The 21,531-nt window shown below is 41.4% G+C and carries 21 protein-coding genes; 1 reads left to right on the top strand and 20 read right to left on the bottom strand.

Going from position 1 to position 21,531, the window contains the following annotated elements; all coding sequences use genetic code 11:
- Positions 1-59: 59 nt before the first annotated feature.
- The 15 genes from ileS to pbp2b form a co-directional block, all read right to left on the bottom strand.
- The gene (gene ileS / locus MK385_RS00605) at positions 60-2,852 is read right to left on the bottom strand and encodes an isoleucine--tRNA ligase (RefSeq protein ID WP_268724982.1); all 2,793 of its coding nucleotides are present in this window, start codon (positions 2,850-2,852) and stop codon (positions 60-62) included.
- Between the two features lie 253 nt (positions 2,853-3,105).
- Positions 3,106-3,900: a DivIVA domain-containing protein gene (locus MK385_RS00600; protein ID WP_001123190.1), complete on the bottom strand. Its 795-nt coding sequence runs from the start codon at positions 3,898-3,900 to the stop codon at positions 3,106-3,108.
- 16 nt (positions 3,901-3,916) lie between these two features.
- Entirely contained in the window at positions 3,917-4,171 is a 255-nt protein-coding gene (locus MK385_RS00595) for a DivIVA domain-containing protein (protein WP_247941064.1), read from the bottom strand.
- An 8-nt stretch (positions 4,172-4,179) separates the two neighbouring features.
- A complete protein-coding gene (locus MK385_RS00590) occupies positions 4,180-4,971 on the bottom strand; it encodes a YlmH family RNA-binding protein (RefSeq protein WP_268724981.1) in 792 nt (263 codons plus the stop codon).
- Positions 4,968-5,228: a YggT family protein gene (locus tag MK385_RS00585; RefSeq protein ID WP_000576501.1), complete on the bottom strand. Its 261-nt coding sequence runs from the start codon at positions 5,226-5,228 to the stop codon at positions 4,968-4,970. The genes MK385_RS00590 and MK385_RS00585 overlap by 4 nt, the downstream gene beginning before the upstream one ends.
- Positions 5,228-5,758: a cell division protein SepF gene (locus tag MK385_RS00580; protein ID WP_000053366.1), complete on the bottom strand. Its 531-nt coding sequence runs from the start codon at positions 5,756-5,758 to the stop codon at positions 5,228-5,230. Before MK385_RS00580 ends, MK385_RS00585 begins: the two co-directional genes overlap by 1 nt.
- Positions 5,759-5,767: 9 nt before the next feature.
- A complete protein-coding gene (locus tag MK385_RS00575) occupies positions 5,768-6,439 on the bottom strand; it encodes a YggS family pyridoxal phosphate-dependent enzyme (RefSeq protein WP_001049616.1) in 672 nt (223 codons plus the stop codon).
- 3 nt (positions 6,440-6,442) lie between these two features.
- The gene (ftsZ, locus tag MK385_RS00570) at positions 6,443-7,699 is read right to left on the bottom strand and encodes a cell division protein FtsZ (RefSeq protein ID WP_268724980.1); all 1,257 of its coding nucleotides are present in this window, start codon (positions 7,697-7,699) and stop codon (positions 6,443-6,445) included.
- 16 nt (positions 7,700-7,715) lie between these two features.
- Positions 7,716-9,086 carry a cell division protein FtsA gene (gene ftsA / locus MK385_RS00565; protein WP_000196346.1) on the bottom strand — a complete coding sequence of 457 codons (1,371 nt, stop codon included), beginning with the start codon at positions 9,084-9,086 and terminating at the stop codon, positions 7,716-7,718.
- 215 nt (positions 9,087-9,301) lie between these two features.
- Entirely contained in the window at positions 9,302-10,006 is a 705-nt protein-coding gene (locus MK385_RS00560) for a YwaF family protein (protein WP_042768581.1), read from the bottom strand.
- Positions 10,007-10,094: 88 nt separating this feature from the next.
- Entirely contained in the window at positions 10,095-10,706 is a 612-nt protein-coding gene (locus MK385_RS00555) for an NUDIX hydrolase N-terminal domain-containing protein (RefSeq protein ID WP_268724979.1), read from the bottom strand.
- Positions 10,693-12,066: a UDP-N-acetylmuramoyl-tripeptide--D-alanyl-D-alanine ligase gene (locus MK385_RS00550; protein ID WP_268724978.1), complete on the bottom strand. Its 1,374-nt coding sequence runs from the start codon at positions 12,064-12,066 to the stop codon at positions 10,693-10,695. Before MK385_RS00550 ends, MK385_RS00555 begins: the two co-directional genes overlap by 14 nt.
- A gap of 84 nt (positions 12,067-12,150) precedes the next feature.
- A complete protein-coding gene (locus tag MK385_RS00545) occupies positions 12,151-13,194 on the bottom strand; it encodes a D-alanine--D-alanine ligase (RefSeq protein WP_268724977.1) in 1,044 nt (347 codons plus the stop codon).
- 174 nt (positions 13,195-13,368) lie between these two features.
- Positions 13,369-13,965, bottom strand: coding sequence for a recombination mediator RecR (gene recR, locus MK385_RS00540; RefSeq protein ID WP_000966754.1), 597 nt, complete (start codon positions 13,963-13,965; stop codon positions 13,369-13,371).
- A 10-nt stretch (positions 13,966-13,975) separates the two neighbouring features.
- On the bottom strand, positions 13,976-16,018 hold the full coding sequence (gene pbp2b, locus MK385_RS00535; protein WP_268724976.1) for a penicillin-binding protein PBP2B: 2,043 nt from the start codon (positions 16,016-16,018) through the stop codon (positions 13,976-13,978).
- A 255-nt stretch (positions 16,019-16,273) separates the two neighbouring features.
- Between pbp2b and MK385_RS00530 the strand changes: the two genes are divergently transcribed.
- Positions 16,274-17,125 carry a MurR/RpiR family transcriptional regulator gene (locus tag MK385_RS00530; RefSeq protein ID WP_268724975.1) on the top strand — a complete coding sequence of 284 codons (852 nt, stop codon included), beginning with the start codon at positions 16,274-16,276 and terminating at the stop codon, positions 17,123-17,125.
- 135 nt (positions 17,126-17,260) lie between these two features.
- Here the strand turns inward: MK385_RS00530 and MK385_RS00525 are convergent, their stop codons facing one another.
- From MK385_RS00525 to MK385_RS00505, 5 genes are all read right to left on the bottom strand, one after another.
- Positions 17,261-18,025: a class I SAM-dependent methyltransferase gene (locus MK385_RS00525; protein ID WP_268724974.1), complete on the bottom strand. Its 765-nt coding sequence runs from the start codon at positions 18,023-18,025 to the stop codon at positions 17,261-17,263.
- A gap of 349 nt (positions 18,026-18,374) precedes the next feature.
- Positions 18,375-19,259: an ROK family protein gene (locus MK385_RS00520; RefSeq protein ID WP_268724973.1), complete on the bottom strand. Its 885-nt coding sequence runs from the start codon at positions 19,257-19,259 to the stop codon at positions 18,375-18,377.
- A gap of 17 nt (positions 19,260-19,276) precedes the next feature.
- Positions 19,277-20,194 (bottom strand): dihydrodipicolinate synthase family protein, encoded by a 918-nt coding sequence (locus tag MK385_RS00515; RefSeq protein WP_125441240.1) that lies wholly within the window; start codon positions 20,192-20,194, stop codon positions 19,277-19,279.
- Between the two features lie 171 nt (positions 20,195-20,365).
- Positions 20,366-21,010 (bottom strand): YesL family protein, encoded by a 645-nt coding sequence (locus MK385_RS00510; RefSeq protein WP_268724972.1) that lies wholly within the window; start codon positions 21,008-21,010, stop codon positions 20,366-20,368.
- Positions 21,011-21,030: 20 nt separating this feature from the next.
- Positions 21,031-21,483: a YhcH/YjgK/YiaL family protein gene (locus MK385_RS00505; protein WP_000575429.1), complete on the bottom strand. Its 453-nt coding sequence runs from the start codon at positions 21,481-21,483 to the stop codon at positions 21,031-21,033.
- Between the last annotated feature and the right edge of the window lie 48 nt (positions 21,484-21,531).

Below are 21,531 nucleotides of genomic sequence, written 5' to 3'. Positions count from 1 at the left end.
TTTCTCTCTTTTACCTTTCCTCTCACCTTAAACTATGAGAAGACATATTTCTAATCTGATTATTTCGCTTCAAATCCTTCTGCAACTGCATCTGCAAAGTTTTCTTCTACGATGCTTGCACAGTGATCACAGATGACTGCATGGTAGCTGCGTTCTGTTGTTGTTGGGTCGATACGACGGCAACGGTCACAAACTTCACCTGCAGCACGTTTAACTGTGAAGGCAACATCCTCAAAGCTAACTGCGCCTTCTGGAGCTGTACCTTCAGCGATGGTCAATTCTGACACGATCAAAAGTTGAGCCACATTGCTATCTACTGCTCCAAGAAGAGTTTTCACAACTTCGTTTGGATAAACTGTCAAGTGTGCTTCAAGCGATTTACCGATTACTTTTGCATTACGCGCTTCTTCCAAGGCTTTTTGAGCTTGTCCGCGGAAATCCATGAAGGCTGCCCATGTATCCAGGATTTCTTCTTGGTTGGCAAAAGTTTCAGCTTCTGGTAATTCAGACAATTGAACAAATTCTTCAGCTTCAAACTCAAGATATGACCAGATTTCCTCTGCTGTGTGAGGAAGGATTGGTGTCAAGAGTTTAGTGATTTTGACAAGAATGTCATAGAAGACAGTCTGCATTTGACGGCGTTCGAGTGATTTGGCACCCTCGATGTAAACAACGTCTTTGGCAAAGTCAAGGTAGAAGGCTGACAAATCAACGTTGATGAAGTTCACCAAGGCCTTGTAGATTGTCAAGAATTCAAAGTTAGCATAAGCATCACGAATCGTTTTCACAAGCTGGTTAAAGCGAATGGTCATGTACTTGTCAACCGAACGAAGCTCATCGTAAGCTACTGCGTCTTGAGCTGGGTTAAAGTCAGATGTATTGGCAATCAAGAAACGAAGAGTGTTACGGATCTTACGGTAAGTTTCAGAGACTTGGCTCAAGATATCCATAGAGATACGCACGTCGTTGCTTGAGTCCACACTTGTTACCCAGAGACGCAAGATTTCCGCACCAAATTGTTTTTCAACATCACTTGGAGCAATGGTATTCCCAAGAGATTTAGACATCTTCTCACCTTTACCATCAAGAGCAAAACCTTGTGACAAGATTTGTTTGTAAGGAGCAACGCCATGGTTAGCGACGGATGTGATGAGTGAAGAGTTGAACCAACCACGGTACTGATCAGAACCTTCAAGGTAAAGATCTGCTGGGTATTTGAGTTCTGGACGGTTGACCACTACTCCATTCCATGATGAACCTGAGTCAAACCATACGTCCATGATGTCTGTTTCTTTCTTGAACTCACCATTTGGTGAACCTGGATGAGTAAATCCTTCTGGCAAGAGGTCCTTAGCATCACGTTCCCACCAGATGATAGAACCGTGTTCCTCAAAGAGTTGAGCTACATGTTCAATAGTCTCAGCAGTCATGATTGGCGTTCCGTCTTCAGCATAGAAGATAGGAAGGGGAACTCCCCAAGCACGTTGACGAGAGATAACCCAGTCGCCACGGTCACGAATCATATTGTAAAGACGAACTTTACCCCATTCTGAGTGGAACTTCACTTTTTCAATTTCATCCAAGATTTCTTGGCGGAATTTAGATACAGAGGCAAACCATTGTGGAACAGCACGCCAGATGATTGGTTTTTTCGTACGCCAGTCAAATGGGTATGAGTGAGAGATTTCTTCTTGAGCAAGGAGCAAATCGCCCAGTTTTTCGATAACAGTCGGCACAACCTTGTCATAGAACTGACCCGCAAATTCAGGACCAGCATTTTCCATCATAATACCGCGTTCGTTAACTGTTACAGCAACTTCAAGGCCGTTGGCAACACCGACATTGTAGTCGTCCTCACCAAAACCAGGGGCTGTATGGACAATACCTGTACCAGAGTCAGTCGTAACGTGGTCACCAAGGATTACCAACTCATCTACAGCCGTATCCCATGGGTGGACTGTTACAATGTGGTTCAATTCTTGACCACGGTAGGTTGCCAAGACCTGAACATCAGCCCAACCAAATTTCTCAGACAAGCTATTCAACAATTCTGAAGCAACCACAAACTTACGAGTCTCACCAGCTGGTTGTACCAATACATAATCAATATCTGCTCCAACTGTCAAACCACGAGAAGCTGTGATGGTAAATGGAGTAGTTGTCCATACAACGATGTAAGTATCTGTATCGAGCACACCTTTTCCGTCTTTGACGCGGTTCGCATAGTAAAGGGAAGTCGAAAGCAAATCATGGTACTCAATTTCCGCTTCAGCAAGAGCTGATTCAGATGACCAAGACCAGTAAACTGGCTTGGCACCACGGTAGATATAGCCTTTCTTAGCCATTTCTCCGAAGACACGGATCTGAGCCGCTTCATAGTCCGGAGTCAAAGTCACATAAGGATTTTCCCAGTCGCCAGAAACACCCAATCGTTTAAAGTCTTCACGTTGTTTATCAACTTGAGAAAGAGCGTACTCGCGGCAAAGTTTCAAGTACTCAACCAAGTCCATTTCTTTGCGTTTAACACCCTGTTTTGCCAAGACTTGTTCGATTGGCAGACCATGAGTATCCCAACCTGGGATGTAAGGAGCGTAAAATCCAGACATAGACTTAGAACGAACAATAATATCTTTAGAAATCTTGTTCATGGCATGTCCAACGTGGATATTTCCGTTTGCATACGGAGGTCCATCATGCAAGGTGAAATGTGGTTTTCCTTGGTTCAATTCTTGACGACGTTGGTAAAGTTTTGCTTCTTCCCATTCTTTTTGCCAAACTGGTTCTTTGGTTGGAAGACCAGCACGCATAGGAAAGTCTGTTTTCCCTAGATTGAGGGTTTCTTTAAGTTTCATTGTTACTCCTTTAATTTAAAATGACAAAATAAAAACCACGATTCGCAAAAAGGACGAAAATCGTGGTACCACCTTTGTTCGAAAAAAGACAGGGTCTCTTTTCCTCTTTTCCCGTAACGTGGGGGGACGTCTAGTCTTACTGTTTTCGGACTGGATTGCTTGAGAGGATAATCTAACCACTAGGGATTGCAGGACTCTCACCATCTCCCGCTCGCTGAAAATATAGTTGGTTGGATCTTGTTCTCACATTTTTTTATAGGATAAGAACAGATTCTTTGTTTGCATCGTCCTCAGTTGTTGCAGTAGCTTCTACTTCAACTGACTCTTCATGCTGGTCACTTTCTTCTGTCTGTTGATTTTGTTGAGCTTCAAACTCAGCTAATTCTTTGTTGCCAGCCTCGATACGAGCTTGTAATTCAGCAACCTCTTCTGGTGTGAATTGACGAGTCATATCAATAGGTTCTTCCTCTGGTTGTAAAGATACAGTTTCACCAAGAACTTCACCCACCACTTCTTTAAAGGCTTCATCACTTGTCTGAAGGTAAGTAGCTGTTGGGCGAAGAATATCTTCCCAATCAGATGACTCAACAATTGCTAACTGACTTTCAATCGTAGACTTGAGGCGTTGATGGAATACACGGCTCTTGTTCTTCAACTCTTCTGTCTCAACAGCCACTCTCTTCGCATTATCTGTAGCCTGACGGAGAATTTCATTTGCCTTGTATTTCGCTTCTTCAAGCAAACGCTGAGCATCTTGTTCAGCTTGTTGAATAATATTGTTTGAACGTTCTTGAGCAGCTTGTTTAACACGCTCTGCAGTATCTTGAGCAATCAAAACTGACTGACTCAAGGAATCCTTCATCTCATCAAAGTAAGACAAACGTTCTTCCAAACTCTTGATGTGTGTCTCTTTATCGTGATTGCTACGAACCAAGTCTTCGTAGTCACGAACAACGATATCCAGAAATTCATCTACTTCTTCTGGATCAAAACCTCTAAATCTTGTACCAAAGGTTTTATCTTTAATTTCTAACGATGTAATTGGCATACTTTTCCTCACTTACTTAATAAAAAATAGAATCATTAATTGCTTCTGGTTCTTGCTCGCTTGTTACTGTTCTCTTAGGAATATCATTCGTATAATAGGAAAGACGTTCTTCTAGTTTTTTGATATAGAGTTCAGTTTCATCTTTGTATCGAATCATATCCTCTAATTCAAAGTAAATCTTATCTAGAAAGAGGTCAACTTCTTCCTGATTGTAGCCTCTGAATGTTCTTGAGAAAGCTTTATCACTTATTTCTTGTGGTGTAATCGACATATTTTTTCTCACTTGCTTAAAAGTAGCCGGACTGTTAGTTTTTTCTTATCCTTTTTGGTCTGACCATTGTCTTTGACAATTTTTAGACGACCAAACTTTCTCACACTGATCAAATCTCCAACTGCAATCTGGTAATCAGATTTTTCAACCACATGATAATTTACCTGGACAGATTTTTTCTCAATCAGTTGACTAGTTTGATTTCTAGATAATTTCAAGGCACTTGATAAGAGGGCATCCAATCGAAAACTCGAAACTAAAATTTCTCGTTCTCTATAATCAATTTTAGACAAAATCCTATCGGTAAAAGGACGTTCCTCCAGCGATACAGGAAGTCTGCCAATCTTTCTTATTCCATCCTGAAAAAGAGGAATGAAATCACGATTGACAAAAATCTGTGCTCTCTTTTCATCTACCAAGATATCACCAAATAATTTACGGTCAATTCCTAGTTGGTTGATAATTGTTCCCAATATTTTTCCATGACTCAGTTGCTCAAACTTACTCGGATAGCAAATTTCCAACAAGGCCATTTCAAAGTCTGATATCTCCGGTTCAAAGTAATCTGGATAGAGTAGAACTCGAACCGACTCCGTCGGAAGAAAATCACCACTACTTTGGCAACCCAGTCCACATGTCCCAGCTAGCACCCTCAAAATCTGTTCCTGATGGGGATTGATAAAAGGAGTAAGTACCGGCGCATAGGTATCTTCTACCCGCTTGATCCACTCTAACCCCTTATCAATAAAGGGAATATCATCTTGGGAAAAATGCTGATAAATGGCTCGATTTACTGTCATAGTAATAGGACTAGTCGTGTTAAGAGATTTCCAACAAACTGAATCAGAATCAGCGCTGCCCAAACCGTAAAATCAAGGCCAGCAAATTGTAGATTGAGCTTACGAAGGGGCTCAATAACTGGACGAGCAAGTCTGATAACTAGGCGACCTAGCTGGCTTTCATAGGCATTTGGAAACCATGAAAGAAGAGCAAATGCAACGAGAATGATGGAATAAATGCTAACCGCATTTTGGATTAAACGGATTAAGAAAATCATTATCTTGCTCTATTTCGTTTAATGTCAAAACCAAACTCAGCGCTTTGTGATTCATCTGGAAGTTTGATATCTTCAATGTTCACGATAACGTTGACAGGAGTCAATAGATACATCGTGCTCGCAACTTTTTTCATATTTCCAGCCAAGACATGACGGGCTCCGTCCAAGTAATCAAGGCAACGACGGGCTTGTACCTCTGTCATGTATTGGAAATCAATCAAAATACTTTCATTGCCAGCCAACAAATCTACAATTTCAGTTGCATCTTCATATTTTCTTGGATAGCGAACGTCAATTGTCACTTTCTCATCTGAACGATGGCTTTGCATTGCCAATTCTTGCTGACGCGCATGTAGACGAGTAATATTTGCATCTTTTGCTGATCCTGACTGAGCAGGTGCTGGTAATTCTTTAGAAGATGAGATGGCTGGGCTAACTGTTTCCTCTTGTTGAGTCTGGTAGTTAGTCGTTTCTTCTCCGTCTTCTGTAAAATAATCTATAAATTTATCGAATCTATCTTTTAAAGACATAGCTCTCTCCTATTTAAAAAATGCTGTACCGATTCGAACAAAGGTTGAGCCGAACTGAATCGCTTCCTTAAAATCACGACTCATTCCCATGCTTAGCTCTGTCATCGGCATATTAGGGATTTGTTTTTCTCTAATTTCTGCTTGCAGAGCCTGCGTATCCTTGAAAATTTCTTTCAATTCATCACTGTCTGCCTCAAAAGGAGCCATGGTCATTAAACCAACATACTCAATCTGATCTAACTTAGCCAATTCTGGCAAAAGTTCTAGCAATTCTTCTTTTGAAAACCCATGCTTGCTTTCTTCCCCAGAAATATTGACCTGTAAGAAACACTTGATAACATGATCTGTTCTCTTTTGAATTTCCTGGGCTAACTTTAAGGAGTCTAAAGCATGAAAGTAATCCACATATGGGATTACTTCTTTCACTTTCCGTCTCTGTAGTGTTCCTATTAAATGCCAAGTAACTGGGTAATCTTTCAAGGCCTGATATTTTTCTAAAAATTTATCGACTCGATTTTCACCTATATGACGGACACCAAGCGGAAGCAAGGCTTCCGCTGTTTGTACATCTACATACTTTGTCACTGCGATTACTGAAACAGCATCTAGAGCACGGTTGGCTTCTTGACTAGCATCAGCTATTTGCTGAAAAACTAATTCAGTATTTTTTTTCAAATTCATTGATTAACGATTTTTGAAGAATGGAGGTGTATCCAATTCATCTTCATCTTGTGAAACTGGTGTTTCGAAGCGTTCTACTGGTGAAACAACTGGATCTGTTTGGCGAACAATAGACTCACGACGCAAGTCCCAGTCTCCAAAAGCAGATGCTTGGTTTGTTTCAAAACGACGTGGGCTTGATTTAGGCAATTCTGCTGTCTCTTCCAAGTCGAATTGACGGTCAAATGTGTGCGCTTGTGGAACTTTAGTTGTTGGACGTGCAACTGGTTGGTTGTTACGAGCTCCAACTACTTTTTCCACTCGCTCTTGACGAACACCTGTCGCTACAACTGTAACACGGATTTCATCCTTCATGCTTTCGTCAATTGATGTTCCAAGCCAGATGTTTACACCTTGGCCAGCTGCTTGGTTAACGATTTCTGAAGCTTCTTCTGCTTCAATCAAGGTCAAATCAAGACCACCAGTAACGTTGACGATGACATCCTCTGCTCCATCGATAGTTGTTTCAAGAAGTGGAGAGTAAATTGCTTTACGAGCCGCTTCAACAACGCGTTCTTCACCACTACCGATACCGATACCCATAAGGGCATTCCCTTTGTTGGCCATTACAGTTTTCACGTCAGCAAAGTCAAGGTTAATCAATCCTGGGTTCGTGATCAAGTCAGTAATCCCTTGAACACCTTGGCGAAGAACGTTATCTGCTTCGCTAAGAGCTTCAAGAAGTGGCGTTTTCTTATCAACAATTTCAAGCAAGTTGTTGTTAGAGATAATCAACAAAGTATCAACATGCTCGCGAAGTTCGTTGATTCCTTCTACAGCGTACTGGCCACGTTTGCTTCCTTCAAATCCGAAAGGACGTGTCACGACACCAACTGTAAGAGCGCCAAGATCTTTAGCGATACGTGCAATAACAGGAGCTGCACCTGTACCAGATCCACCACCCATACCTGCAGTGATAAAGACCATGTCCGCTCCAGTGATAGCTTCCGTCAAAGCTTCTTCGCTTTCTTCTGCAGCTTTACGTCCAACTTCCGGACGTCCTCCAGCACCCAAACCACGAGTCAATTTTGGACCAAGTTGGATAACTGTTTCTGCTTTCGTACTACTAAGGGCTTGTACATCAGTGTTGGCTGCGATAAATTCTACACCAGCAACACCTTCGTCAACCATGCGGTTGATGGCATTACCACCACCACCACCGACACCAATTACCTTAATAACTGCGCCTTGAGCTGCTGCTGTATCAAATGAAAATGTCATAATTTCTTATCCTCTTTTATTCATCAAACATGCTTCCGATCAAACCACGGAAACGTTCTGTTAGCTTCGGTTTACTTTGAGAACTTGCTTGGAATTCTTCCTTAGGAGCAACTGGAGCTTCCTGCACAGTTTCAGCTGGAGCTGTTTGTGCTGGACTTGGTTGCGCTACTGGATTCAAGCGTTGATTTGGAATGCCAAAGTTGATTGGTTTTTGACGAAGGAATTCATCTCCTTTAACTGCTTTTTGGGCAAGAAGATTGACTTCAGTCAATTTACCAGCAAACTCAGACAAGCTAATCACGTGCGCAAATGCAGGGTTGCGAATTCCAACTTGATTTGGTACATAGAGTTTTACGCGAACACCAAATACTTCTTGGGCTAATTCAACAATTCCTGGTAAAATTGCATTTCCACCGATAAGGACGATACCTCCTGGCAAATCCAACAAGTGTCTTCTTTCCAACTCTTGTTTGATTTGGTCAAAGATATGTTTGATGCGTGCTGAGATAATTTCTGCCAAATAGCTTTCTGTTACTTCAACAGGTTCTACTTCACCAATTACTTCAACTTGGAAAGTTTCGTTACTTGCAAGTGGAACGTAAGCTTCACCATAGTTCAGTTTCAAACTTTCTGCAATTTTTTGAGATGTTTTCAAGACTTTAGAAATGTCTTTTGTAACGTAATCTCCACCTTCTTGGTAGATATTAGTGAACTGCAATTCCTGGTTACGGATAGTCGCTACAGTAGTCTGACCTCCACCCATATCGATGACAGTCGCACCAAATTCGCGTTCGCCTTCATTGAGAACGGAGTTCACGATTGCCAAAGGTGAAATAATCACATTATCAACATGAATACCTACACGCTCAACTGTCTTACGAAGATTGTGTAGAATCGTACGAGGACCTGTGTAAAGCAGACCACGCATTTCCAAGCGGACACCCATCATACCACGAGGGTCACGAATTCCTTGGAAACCATCCACGATGAATTCTTCTGGAATAAAGGTAATCACTTCACGGTCAGGAGTCATGCTCTTTGTCAAAGCTGATTTGACAACATTTTCAACATCTTGATCTGTGATTTCTTTGGTATCTGAAGTTACAGGAATCATTCCTTGTGTTGGTTCAACCTGCAAGAGGTTTGCTGGAAGGCCAACGTTAACAGACTTAATAGAAATACCAGCTTTCTCTTCTGCCTGTGTGATTGCGGATTTGATCGCTGAAGCAGCTGCTTCAATATCAACAATAATTCCGTCTTTTACACCTTTACTTTTGGCATTACTTACACCAATTACATTTACTTCGCCATCTCTATGCTCAGCTACTAGCACTTTAATCGAGCTAGTTCCGATATCTAAGCCTGTAAAAAAACCATCTCTAGTCATTACATCGCATCCTCTCTGTCTTCCAAGTTTCTCACTTCTATTTAATAACTATGTTTGGGCATAGCTATTCAAAGAATATTATAACACAAAAAATCCGATTGTGCTCAGATTTTGATAAATTTCCTAGTCATTTTTTCGCTTTTTATTTCTATTTTTTATCTTAACAGCCTAACTTAAAAAAAGTATCGTTTTTGACAAAAAAAGAAAGCTTAAATTTAAGCTTTCTTCACAAGTATTTTTTCTGCTTTCTGCTCTAAAAAAACTTCTAATACTTTCTTGGTCAAACTAATAGCTGTAGCTAATACCAGCGACACAATCAGATAATTAGCAACTAAGCCATGATCACCAACCAATGGTGGCTTTGTCAAGAACCCATAATCTCCTCCAGTCACTAAATTAACCACAAAAATTAGAGCATTAAGTGAAAAGGTTAATAAAACAATCCGCTTAACATCCAATAATCTAGAGTCATACTGTCTAAATAAGTAAACCAAAGAATTTCCTAGAAGAGCTAGGTGACCAAAAATGAAAGACAGGATGGCTATGTGGGGAAAAGGATAGGCATCTGGTACTGGATAAACAAAAGCTGCCAGCGTTCCAAAAATTCCAAGTAGAGAAAAATATTGCTTGTATTTTGACTTACCAGGAAGTAATAGCACTACAAACATCGCCATACGACAATGATAAAATGGTAAACTTTCTGACAGCGGCATGTGATTTCCCCAGTACCAACTATAGAGAAGAATCAACTGGACAGCTTGTAAAATTTGGAAAAAACGTTGATAGACTTTTTTATCGTAATAGCGATAAGAAGCATAGAAGGTCAAAGCTAATAAAGTAAATAAACTTACATACCAGACAAGATCAAATTGGGGTGGTTCTGTGGCTTTCGTCGTAAAGAAAATATCCCATAAATTCATTTAATATTCCTCATTATTTCAAAATCTTCTCACATATTATACCATGTCAATCGAAAAAAATGAATTCAGAAATACGATAATAATCTTCTCAGTCAAGATATTGGTCTCTTTGTCCTTTATAAACCTGCCAAAGAATCTCCATTTGCTCCTTGGTGATGCGTTTTTCAGATAAGGCTGGCAATTGGTCAATGGCAAAAAATTGAAGGTCAGCAATTTCTTGATTTTCTTGAAATTGTCCGTCAAGAAGTTGGCATTCAAAGACAAACTTAGCATATTGTTTGCTCTGTAGTTGGAAACGATTGGTATCAAAAACTGCAAGTAACCTTTCAGTTTTTGCTGTAAAACCGGTTTCTTCTTCAATTTCTTTGAGAATATTTTCGGTTGGAGAGTAGCCGACTTCACCAAATCCACCTGGCAAAGCCCAACTATCCTCCCCTTTTCCTCTAACTAAACAGACTTTTTCATCCTCAACAATCCAAGCACGGACATCCATCAGAGGAGTTGCATAAGCGGAAGTTGGTTTCAAGACTTCTGCAACTTCTTCTGTATCGAGGTCTGATACCTGATTCAACATTTCAGATAACAGGCTTCGCAAGTCCTCGTAGCGCTCACGGTCAAAAGGATCTTTTGTAAAGGTTAATCCAGTATCAGTAATAGCTAACATTCTTTGAAGATACTTGGCAAAATCATTTGCATTCATTTTCTAAACTTTCTACCAACTTGGCTAGATTCATGGAGTTCGAGCCTTTGAGCAAAATTTGGTCATTGGCTCCAAGGCTTTCCTTAACCTGCTTGACTAGGTCTTCAAATTGGTCCTCATCGGCTGTTTTTTTGAAGTAATAAACGTGGCCGATTGGGAACATTTGACTGGCAAGTTGAGCCAATTCCGCAATATCTTCTCCATAGAAAATCACGGTATCCAGCACATCTGGTGAGAGACTCAAAATCATCTGGTTATGGAGTTGAACAGACTGATCGCCGAGTTCCTTCATGTCTGCCAAGACAGCGATTTTCTTGCCCCCTTTGTTGGCTGGAATTGCAGAGAATGTCTCCAAAATCAACTTCATAGCAGTGGGATTGGCATTGTACACATCTGATAGGATATCTGCTCCATTGGCTGCTTTCTTCCACTCGGTACGGTTACGCGTCAATTCAAGATTTTGGAAGGCCTGATGAATTTGCTCCTCTGACACTCCTTCTTGAAGAGCCACATAAGCAGCAATCATAGCATTGGTGGCATTGTACTTACCTGTCACTGGCAAATCGAGGGCTTGTCCCAAGAAATTCGCCTTAAAGGTCAGACTATCCTTGCGCTCAATCAAGTCTGTAATTTCCAGCTCTGCTCCTTGCCCAAAACGAACCACCTTTTTATCAGTTGGCAAGTAGTCCTCTACTATAGGGTCAGCTGGTGCCAAGAGCAAGGAACCAGGTTCCATACCATCTGCAATTTGCATTTTCCCCTTAGCAATCTCCGAACGGTCTTTGAAAAAGGCCAAATGAGCCTCTCCAACCAAGGTCACTATAGCTGTTTTTGGATGAGCCAATTCAGACAAGAGATGAATATCTCCCAAGTGATCCTGCCCCATCTCCAAGACCAACTTTTCTGTCCCTTCAGGCATGTGGAGAACTGTGTAAGGAAGGCCAATCTCGTTATTGTAATTGCCCTGAGTTTTGTAGGTCTTGTAGGTTGTTGACAATAAATGTGCCAACATATCCTTGGTCGTCGTTTTTCCATTTGAACCCGTAACGGCAAAGACATCAACTCCCGTTTTTTCAAGATAGTAGGCTGCGAGGGTTTGAAAGGCAGTCAAAACGTCGTCTACTAGAATGTAGGGATGATTTGCAACCTCTTTCTCTGACAAGGTTACTACTGCACCATTTTCAAAAGCTGTTTCGATAAAGTCATGACCGTCACGCGCTCCTTTAAGTGGCACAAATAAATCACCTGGTCCAATCAAACGACTGTCAAACTCAGCTTTTTCTAACTGAACGTCCACAAAAAGACTAACATCATTTTTAGCTCCAACAGCTTGGGCCACTTCGTGGATTGTTAATTTCATTTCTACTCCTTTAAAAAGGGTTGAAGTCCGAGAACTCTAGTCACCATGCAGTGATAGTTCCGGCTTCTACCCTCTCTTTCATTTTTATAGCAAATGCGCTTCGCGCTTGTCAAAACTTTGTTTAGCAAGGTCAACCAAACGCTCGATTAGTTCTGGGTAGCTGATTCCCATATTGTCCCAAAGTAGTGGATACATAGACCACTGGGTAAAACCTGGCATGGTATTAAGCTCGTTTAGGAAAATCTCGCCCTTATCTGTATAGAAGAAATCACAACGAGACAGACCGAGGCCACCGATTGCACGGAAGGCTGTTTCTGCATTATGACGCATGACAGCTACTACATCATCACTAATCTTGGCTGGGATGTCCATGGTAATCTTGTTGTCAATATATTTGGCATCATAGTCATAAAAGGCAACATCCTTAACCACTTCACCAGGAAGCGTGCTCTTCACTTCGTAGTTGCCCAAGAGACCAACCTCAATTTCACGAGCATTCACCCCTTGCTCTACCAAGACACGGCTGTCATATTGGAAGGCAAGTTCCAAAGCTTGACGGAGTTCCTCTTGGTTTTCAGACTTAGAAATACCGACACTTGAACCCATGTTTGACGGCTTCGTGAAGACTGGATAAGTCAGTTTTTCTTCAACTTCAGCTATTTTAGCAGTCACATCATCACCTTCGACGATAGCCACATAAGGTACTTGGGCAATCCCAGCAGACTCCAAGACACGCTTGGTCGTAATTTTATCCATGGCAAGGCTGGATGACAAGATATTACAACCAACATAAGGCATTTTCAAAACTTCTAAGAATCCTTGAACTGAACCATCTTCTCCCATCGGACCATGAAGAACTGGAAAGACCACTGCACCTTCTTCATAGATGGCACTTGGCGCTATTTTCTTGTCCCAGTCAATAGTCGCATTGGTCATGAGACGATCCTCTTGACCTGGGGTCTGGCTAAATTCCTGTGTTTTGATAAAGTCACCTGACTGGCTGATGAAGAAAGTCTTGACTGTGAAACGGTCGTAGTTGACCGCACGCATCACACTTTCAGCTGAAAGGACAGAAACTTCACGCTCTGCACTACGCCCACCGTATAAAAGAATAATCGTTTGTTTCATATTGCTTGTCCTAATTCTAATAGAATACTCGTTCTTTAGTATATCATATTTGCTTCTTTTTTGAAACTTGAACATGATACTGGTCTTCAATAAATCTAAAAAGAGACCGATAAAACAACTGTCGGTCTCCTTGATTTTTGTATAAATGAATTTGAGTTTCTTAATTGTCTACACTTACAACTCTGTCCGATTTTCAATGGCTCGTAAGAGTGTGACTTCGTCCGCATACTCGATATCTGCTCCCACGGCTAGTCCTCGTGCTAGGCGAGTGACCTTGATGCCAGCTGGCTTGAGGAGACGAGAGAGATACATAGATGTCGCTTCTCCATCCGCTGTCGCATTGGTTGCTACGATCACTTCTGAAACCTCACTATCCATAAGACGAGTCATGAGACTCTTGAGGTTGATATCGTCTGGGCTGATACCATTCATCGGAGAAATGAGGCCGTGCAAGACGTGATAGAGTCCGTGGTATTCTTGGATGTTTTCCATAGCAGCCACATCGCGACTATCCTCTAACACCAAGATCGTTGTCTGGTCTCGAGTCGGGTCCGTACAAATTGAGCAAGGGTCATCATCCGTTAAACGGCCACAGATGGAACAATAGGTTAATTCCCGCTTAGCAGATAAGAGATTTTTGGCAAATTCATTGACATCGTCATCAGACATTCCAATGGTATAGAAGGCTAGGCGGGTAGCCGTTTTAATCCCGATACCTGGTAACTTTGAATAGCTATCAATCAGCTTGGCAATAGGTGTTGGATACAGCATATGTTCCTTTCTAATTCATTGGATGGTGTTGGTGATAAAGATTGATAATGTCGCGTGCAATCGAAGGTCCGACACCGTTTGTAAGGTTGGTGTTATGAGGAAAGACGACTGCGACCGCGATTTGAGGATTTTCGGTTGGTGCATAGGCGACTGCGTTGGTATTATTGGCTTTTTGACCGCCATTAACGTAACTTTCGGCAGTACCCGTTTTCCCGCTGATGGAAACGGCTGCGCCATTTGAAAAGGCACGACCAGTTGTCAGAGCACTCGTTCCATGCGAAACTTGATAGAAACCTTGCTGCAAGATAGCCATATCTGATTCTGAGATATTGACCTTGTTCAGTTCCTTAGTGGTTGTTTCTTGAACCAGACTGCCTAAGCCACCTTGGTCATTGTTTCCATAAACCCCTTCAACGATGTGAGGAGTCAAACGTACGCCATTGTTTGCAATGGTTGCGACATACTGGGCTAGCTGCATCGGTGTGTAGTTGTCAAACTGACCAAAGGAATTATTGATATAGTTCCCCAAATCAAATTCTTTTGGCGTAAATCCTGTAGATTCATCTGGGAGGTCAATCCCTGTTGAAGCTCCGAGTCCATATTCCCCAAAGGTTGATCGCAATTTGCCCATTGCAGTCTCTAACTGTCCCGTTGCGACTGTCATATTTGGTGTGTAGGTTTGTCCCATGATTCCTAGCGCAGTTTGAACCATGTAAGTATTAGAAGAGTATTCCAAAGCCTCAACTGCTGTAATAGGGAAAGAGCCATAGGACAAGGTATACCATGAATTGATAGGGGCCGAACCTTGGAAAACAATCGGCTGGTCTGTCAAGGTTTGATTGCCTGACAAGACTCCATTTTCCCAACCAGAGCTAAGGGTTGCTGCCTTAACAACAGATCCTGGCACAAAGACGTTGGTTATTGTTCCAAGCGAATCTGAACTTAATTTACCGGATTCGACATCATGCTTGACACCCGACATCGCCAGAACTGCACCGGTTTTAGGATTAAGAGCTACAGCGTAGACTCCTTCAGAGTACTTTGCTCCACCGTTACCCAACTCTGAGTTGAAGTAGCTCTTGAGTAGGTCGTCCACACCATTCTGGAAAGCTAGGTCAACCGTTAACTTGATATTGTTTCCTTTGCTTCCTTCTTCAACATTTTCCACACTTTCCATATTTCCGTGTTTGTCGAGGTGGATTTCCTTAACGGAACGTTTGCCTTGAAGAACATCTTCATATTGCTTTTCAAGATAGGAAGTTCCCACTCGGTCATTGAGAGAATACCCTTTTTTGAGATAAGCATCAACTTCCTCTGCCGGAAGTCCTGACTTCTCATTTGAAACGCTACCGACGATCGTCGATAAAGATGTATCCAGTACTTTACGATCCCATGAGGTTGAAATACTGATACCTGGTAATTCCTTGGACGCTGATGCAACGAGAGCAACTTGGGTATCATCTAAGGCATCCGTAGAAATGGTACCCGTCGCAAAATTTTCAACGGCATTGAGCTGACTAAAGAGATAGATTTCCTTTTTCTGGTCATCTGTATAATTAAGTTGACTCACGTCAATGCTTTCAACCGCATTATTGTAAAGTGTCGCTTCCGATAAGCGGTTCCCATCTGAATCCAGGCGTTTATCGCTTGGCAAGGATTCGACTGTTTTTTTGTAAATATCCTGGTCCGCCAAGTAGTAGTCTGCAATCTGTCGATCAGTCAGATCAGGGGAAGTTACATTTACATATGTGAGAAGTTTCTTGGCTGTCTCCTTCAATTCAGCTGCCGTCATTTTATTGTTTCGTGTGAAAGAAACAACCTGCTTGACAGTGTTTTCTACCAAGGGTTTCCCTGCCGAATCATAGATCTGTCCACGAGCTGAACTGGTTGTTACCCTTGTTTGGCTGGCTGAGGCCAATTTTGTTTCATAAAAATCCTTATTGAGCACCTGCATGTATAACAATCGACCAATAATGGTCATAAAGAGCAGGATGACAATCGCAAATAGTAAATTAAGCCGAATCGGAATCGAATGGCTATTAAATTTTCTCATACAACTAAGACTCTTTTCTAGAAAAATTCCCGATTTCCACCTTTATTTTCCCTAAAATAATAGAGTGAATAGGTGAAGCTCAGTACATTTCATTGTACCATATTTTACGGAGAAACTCTTGGAAAAGTCGAAGCGTTTTTTGACTTTCAACTGAAAATGCCTTTTTATTTGGTTATCCTATTTTCTATGATATAATGATAGTAATAGTTAGGAAAGCGTTAACTTTTAAGACTTTGACTCATAAAAAGGAGCCTCATGAACAAGCCAGATATCGCAACCATAATCGACCTCCATTTTGAAGAATTAACCGAGCTCGAGCAAGAAATCGCTCGCTATTTTCTGCAAGCTGAAACAATCCAAGATGATCTCTCTTCTCAGCAAGTTACCCAGAAATTACATATCTCCCAAGCAGCCTTGACCCGCTTTGCCAAAAAGTGTGGTTTTACAGGCTACCGAGAGTTCGTCTTTCAATACCAGCACCAGTCTAGTAAACCGGACACTCATTCGCACAAACACAGTCCTTTGACCAAACGTGTTTTACGAAGCTACAGTATCATGAGAGAACAAACACAGGATTTGATTGACGAAGAACAACTGGAACGCGTCGCCCAATTAATCGATGACGCTGAACGTGTTTACTTTTTTGGAACGGGAAGTTCTGGTCTGATTGCCCGTGAGATGAAACTGCGCTTTATGCGTCTAGGTGTTGTCTGTGAAGCTTTGACCGATCGGGACGGCTTTGCTTGGACGACCAGTATCATGGATGAAAACTGTTTGGTACTTGGCTTTTCTCTATCAGGCACTACCCAATCCGTCCTCGATAGTTTGTTGGATGCCAAGGAAATGGGTGCCAAGACCATTCTCTTTACCAGCGCTCCAGACAAAAACAGTCAGGCCTATACCGAAACAGTCCTTGTCGCAAGCCATAGTCAATCTTCTTACATCCAACGTATTTCCGCTCAACTTCCTATGCTCTTTTTAACAGATTTGATTTATGCCTACTTTTTAGAAATCAATCGCGAAAGCAAAGAAAAGATCTTTAACAGCTATTGGGAAAATAAAAAGCTCAACGGCTATCGTAGACAAAAACGCGTTAGAAAATCCTAGTTTGGTTGAACCAAACTGGGATTGTTTTGTTTTGAAATGATAATAGGCTCCCAACATCACTGCTGTATTTTGGTGATGGACAAATTCTAATCGTAAAATAAAACGAGCTATTCTTCAGAAGTACGTTCTATAAGATTATAGTTTAATGCAAAGTGTAGCGATGTAGTCATTTCCATAAGGTGATAATCGATGTCTTTTGTCACACGATTCATAAAAATCAATCATAGCGAGACCATTTTTAAGTTGTCCTCTAATCTGACTTTCTAAGGTATGGCTAAATTCATATCCATATTCTGGATTGATAGTGATTTTGCCTTCCTCTTCAAGCTCTCTTGAATTAAAAGGCAGTGAAAACTTTAACAGCAATTCCTCATCGGGTTTGTCCCATACAATGTCAGCATCATACATGTAGATCCAGGGATTCATAAATCCGACCATTAACAAACCACCCTTTTTCAATACTCGGGAGGCTTCTTTATACATGTTTTCTAAATCTTCTATGTATACATTTGAAACCGGATTAAAAACAATATCAAAAGTTTCATTTTCAAATGGAAATGGTTTTGTCATATCACCTTGAACGGTATTGATTTTTAAGCCTTCTCGTTTTGCAACCATTTCATCTCTTTCTAATTGTGATTTAGAAAAATCCATAATGGTGACATCATAACCTTTTAGAGCAAAAACGGGCCCCTGCTGTCCACCACCACAAGCTAACCCTAATATCTTTTTCCCGTTTGCTTTTTCAAACCATTCTATCGGAACTTTTTTCCCAACAGTTAAGGCAACAGAAATTGGATGTTTTCTAACTTCTCCTAATTCTTCCTGTGTCAATGGCTCAGTATAGTCGTTTTTTACATTATTCCATCTATCTTCATTTAATTTTATATAATTACTCATCTTACAATCTCCTCGTAATTTTATATGATTTCGACTTCAGGTGAATAGGTTCCCATTACATTTTTTCACCTCTACAAATTCTAATTTACCAATTTTTCGTCCACCTCATTATATCATTTTTCCACATTTTCCCATTTACTCAAGCTAATTATCAATTAAATAGGTGATAGAATTGCTCTCGCCTTGTAGTTCTTCATCTCTCCTTAACTTCTCATGCAAGGCAGTTATTTTCTCCTAGTTTCTCACGATTACCTCCTTTGGCTCAAATTTTTCAATAAAAAAAGAATTAAGCAAAACAGTTTTCACTCAAGTAGTGATTCAGTGTTTTTCTTAATTCTATAGCTCCAAACTAGGATTGTTTTGTTTTGAAATGATAATAGGCTCCCAACATCCCTGCTGTGTTTTGGTGATGGGCAAATTCTAATCTCGTCTTTTCAGCTAGGCTTGGTACCAAGGCCACCTTCAAGGCTGTGCGGATCTTTGGTTTGAGGATAGCCTCTTGCCCCATGATACCGCCACCGAGAATGACTACTTCTGGATTGGCAACGTAGCAAATATTTGCCAGACCTTTTCCTAGATAGTCTACCATGCGGTCAATCCCAGCCATACAGATCTTGTTTCCTTCGGTAGCTTCCTTGAAGATGCGTCGCCCATTCCACTGATCAATTGGATCTCCATGAGCTGTTGCTACATACTCAACCAAGGCTGTCGTAGAAGCAAGATCCTGAAAAGCTCCATCCTGCATGTGCATGTAACCGACTTCGCAGGCCGAATTGCTAAATCCATGGAAGACTTTCCCATCCATAATCAAGCAACCACCGATACCTGTTCCAATGGTCAAGCAAAGTGTGATACTCGCTCCCTTGCCTGAACCAGATACTGCCTCAGCCAGACCTGCACAGTTGACATCATTTTCAATCTCACAAGGAATCGCAAAACTAGTCTCGATTTCCTTCTTGAACTGGGTCCCTGCATAGTTAGGTATTTGTGGGCCGGCATAGAAAATCTCACCTTTATCAGGATCGACCATTCCCGCCGAAGAAATGGCAACACCTGCTACTGGGCCCTTTTCTAAATAGCTGGCTACGATATCTTTTGTCTTTTGTAAGATATGGGGACCACCCTTTTGCGCCTCAGTTGGCATTTCATGCGATTCAACAAGTTGGCCTTCTTGGTCAATCAAACCATATTTGATGTTGGTTCCACCGATATCAATTGCAACGTAGTGTGTCATAAATACCTCCTTATGGATTAGAGGAAGCGCTCCTTGGTTTCACGAATCAATTGAGCAGCTGCTTCTACAACTGGACGATCTTCTTCAGTCACTGGTGTCAATGGTGAACGAACTGATCCAATGTTAAGTCCTTCATTGATCTTCAAGACTTCTTTGATGACACCGTACATATTTCCATGTGCAGCAGTGAGTTTGCCAATGATCGCATTGATAGCGTATTGCAATTCACGCGCTGTTTCCAAGTCTTTTTCAGCAATCAACTCATTGAGTTTCAAGAAGAGTTCTGGCATCGCACCATAAGTACCACCGATACCAGCCTTAGCACCCATGAGGCGACCACCTAAGAACTGTTCATCTGGACCATTAAAGACGATGTGGTCTTCTCCACCAAGGCTGACAAAGGTTTGGATATCTTGAACTGGCATAGAAGAGTTCTTAACACCGATAACACGTGGATTTTTCAACATTTCTGTATAGAGACTTGGAGTCAAAGCAACTCCTGCCAATTGAGGAATGTTATAAATCACGTAGTCTGTGTTTGGAGCTGCAGAACTGATATCGTTCCAGTATTTGGCAACTGAGTATTCTGGCAAGCGGAAGTAAATCGGCGGAATCGTTGCAATGGCATCTACTCCCAAGCTTTCTGCGTGGCGAGCAAGTTCCATACTATCCTTTGTATTATTGCAAGCAACGTGAGCAATGATAGTCAATTTTCCTTTGGCAACTGCCATGACTTCTTCCAAAATCAATTTGCGATCTGCCACACTCTGGTAGATACATTCACCAGAAGAACCGTTGACATAGAGACCTTGAACTCCCTTATCAATGAAGTATTGAACCAAGGCACGCGTACGCTCTGGACTTACTTCTCCTTGATCATCATAACATGCGTAGAAGGCTGGAATGACACCTTCGTATTTTTTCAAATCTGACATAGATTTTCTCCTAAGATTTCTTTTTTCTGCTGAGAGCAGTTCTATTTTTTTACAAGTTTAGTATACACCTTGTGAAAATCGCTTTCAATATCTTGTATACACTTAGATTTTAGTTTCTACCTGTATTTTAGAAACTGTAACGATTGAAAGTAGTTTCAGAAACACCTCATCCTACTGGTATTTGGCGAAAATTTTCTCCATCAATCCTGCTTGGAGAAAGACCAGCAAACCAAAACCAAAGAGGATAAAGGCTGACCCACCCAAAAGGAGAGTGAGGGCGGATAGATAAAGAACCATCACTATGAGAAAGAGAATAGCTAACATGAGGAAGAACCATGGAAAGTTAAAACTTGCCAAGATAAGCCCTTTTTGCAGCACTTCTTTCCATGACAAATCATAGCGCGCAGCGATGGGATAACTAGCCAGCATCACCAGAGTGACGAAGATGAGAATCCCCAAACAAATAGCTTTCACAATCTGGAAAGGTAAAGCTGTCTGGCCCCAGAAAAGATAGAGGTCTAAAAGACTTAGCAAAACTATGCCCAACTCTAACAGACCTAACTGAAGCCCCAGTTTCAGATTTTGCTTGAAGGCTCTTAGATAAGTTCTAAATACTGGTACCCGTCTGCTTCTCTTAATCTCAAACATGGTCTCGTAAAGGCTGATTTTCGCCACTCCAATCGTCACAATGGGCAAACAAGAGACGACAAAAAGAAGATTGACTGTGACGATATCCAAGACCTTCTCACTGAAACGCATGAGAAAATTATCTGTATCAAATGCTGCCTTGATAAGGCTTACTCCTTTTTGTGCCATGTTTGCTCCTCCTGATTCTTTTAATCAATCAAAATTTTAAAGAGATATTTGCGAACCTTTTCTTCCATCCCTGCGTAGCCATTTGGCTGGTGTGGTTCTCCGGGGAAGAAAATCGCAAAATTGTGATAGCCCAACAAGAGTGGGTATTTTTCATGACAATGGACAAAGCCAATGTCGCTCGCTTCGTCGAATGCTACTGCTTCGTCTTTGATACGTGAACCGTAGCTCGAGTATTCATGTCCTTCTACCAGCAAATGCAAGTCTGCATAGTTCTTATGGTGCTCAAATTGATCATTTTCAGCTTGATTGAGAACATTTTCCTGAACAACTAGAAAGACCTTGTCCCCGTCAATCTCATACTTCCCGAGTTCGAAAGAATCTTTACGGTGCTGATAGAGATAGTCGATAGCCTTGTCTAGATTGGGATGGATCCCCTTGTAAAAGGCGATGTTTTTCAAATCGTCAAAAATCATACTGTTTCCTTCGTTTCTGATAGTTACTAGTTTTCAGTTTCGAATTAT

Origin of the sequence: Streptococcus oralis, assembly GCF_026782125.1 — a bacterium.
Lineage (GTDB): Bacteria > Bacillota > Bacilli > Lactobacillales > Streptococcaceae > Streptococcus > Streptococcus oralis_CE.
This window is presented reverse-complemented; position numbering and strand designations above follow the sequence as displayed.

Excerpts from the sequence above, each read along its gene's own strand:
- ileS (WP_268724982.1), bottom strand. The coding sequence starts at position 2,852 with ATGAAACTTAAAGAAACCCTCAATCTAGGGAAAACAGACTTTCCTATG.
- MK385_RS00600 (WP_001123190.1), bottom strand. The coding sequence starts at position 3,900 with ATGCCAATTACATCGTTAGAAATTAAAGATAAAACCTTTGGTACAAGA.
- MK385_RS00595 (WP_247941064.1), bottom strand. The coding sequence starts at position 4,171 with ATGTCGATTACACCACAAGAAATAAGTGATAAAGCTTTCTCAAGAACA.
- MK385_RS00590 (WP_268724981.1), bottom strand. The coding sequence starts at position 4,971 with ATGACAGTAAATCGAGCCATTTATCAGCATTTTTCCCAAGATGATATT.
- MK385_RS00585 (WP_000576501.1), bottom strand. The coding sequence starts at position 5,228 with ATGATTTTCTTAATCCGTTTAATCCAAAATGCGGTTAGCATTTATTCC.
- MK385_RS00580 (WP_000053366.1), bottom strand. The coding sequence starts at position 5,758 with ATGTCTTTAAAAGATAGATTCGATAAATTTATAGATTATTTTACAGAA.
- MK385_RS00575 (WP_001049616.1), bottom strand. The coding sequence starts at position 6,439 with ATGAATTTGAAAAAAAATACTGAATTAGTTTTTCAGCAAATAGCTGAT.
- ftsZ (WP_268724980.1), bottom strand. The coding sequence starts at position 7,699 with ATGACATTTTCATTTGATACAGCAGCAGCTCAAGGCGCAGTTATTAAG.
- ftsA (WP_000196346.1), bottom strand. The coding sequence starts at position 9,086 with ATGACTAGAGATGGTTTTTTTACAGGCTTAGATATCGGAACTAGCTCG.
- MK385_RS00560 (WP_042768581.1), bottom strand. The coding sequence starts at position 10,006 with ATGAATTTATGGGATATTTTCTTTACGACGAAAGCCACAGAACCACCC.
- MK385_RS00555 (WP_268724979.1), bottom strand. The coding sequence starts at position 10,706 with ATGAATGCAAATGATTTTGCCAAGTATCTTCAAAGAATGTTAGCTATT.
- MK385_RS00550 (WP_268724978.1), bottom strand. The coding sequence starts at position 12,066 with ATGAAATTAACAATCCACGAAGTGGCCCAAGCTGTTGGAGCTAAAAAT.
- MK385_RS00545 (WP_268724977.1), bottom strand. The coding sequence starts at position 13,194 with ATGAAACAAACGATTATTCTTTTATACGGTGGGCGTAGTGCAGAGCGT.
- recR (WP_000966754.1), bottom strand. The coding sequence starts at position 13,965 with ATGCTGTATCCAACACCTATTGCCAAGCTGATTGATAGCTATTCAAAG.
- pbp2b (WP_268724976.1), bottom strand. The coding sequence starts at position 16,018 with ATGAGAAAATTTAATAGCCATTCGATTCCGATTCGGCTTAATTTACTA.
- MK385_RS00530 (WP_268724975.1), top strand. The coding sequence starts at position 16,274 with ATGAACAAGCCAGATATCGCAACCATAATCGACCTCCATTTTGAAGAA.
- MK385_RS00525 (WP_268724974.1), bottom strand. The coding sequence starts at position 18,025 with ATGAGTAATTATATAAAATTAAATGAAGATAGATGGAATAATGTAAAA.
- MK385_RS00520 (WP_268724973.1), bottom strand. The coding sequence starts at position 19,259 with ATGACACACTACGTTGCAATTGATATCGGTGGAACCAACATCAAATAT.
- MK385_RS00515 (WP_125441240.1), bottom strand. The coding sequence starts at position 20,194 with ATGTCAGATTTGAAAAAATACGAAGGTGTCATTCCAGCCTTCTACGCA.
- MK385_RS00510 (WP_268724972.1), bottom strand. The coding sequence starts at position 21,010 with ATGGCACAAAAAGGAGTAAGCCTTATCAAGGCAGCATTTGATACAGAT.
- MK385_RS00505 (WP_000575429.1), bottom strand. The coding sequence starts at position 21,483 with ATGATTTTTGACGATTTGAAAAACATCGCCTTTTACAAGGGGATCCAT.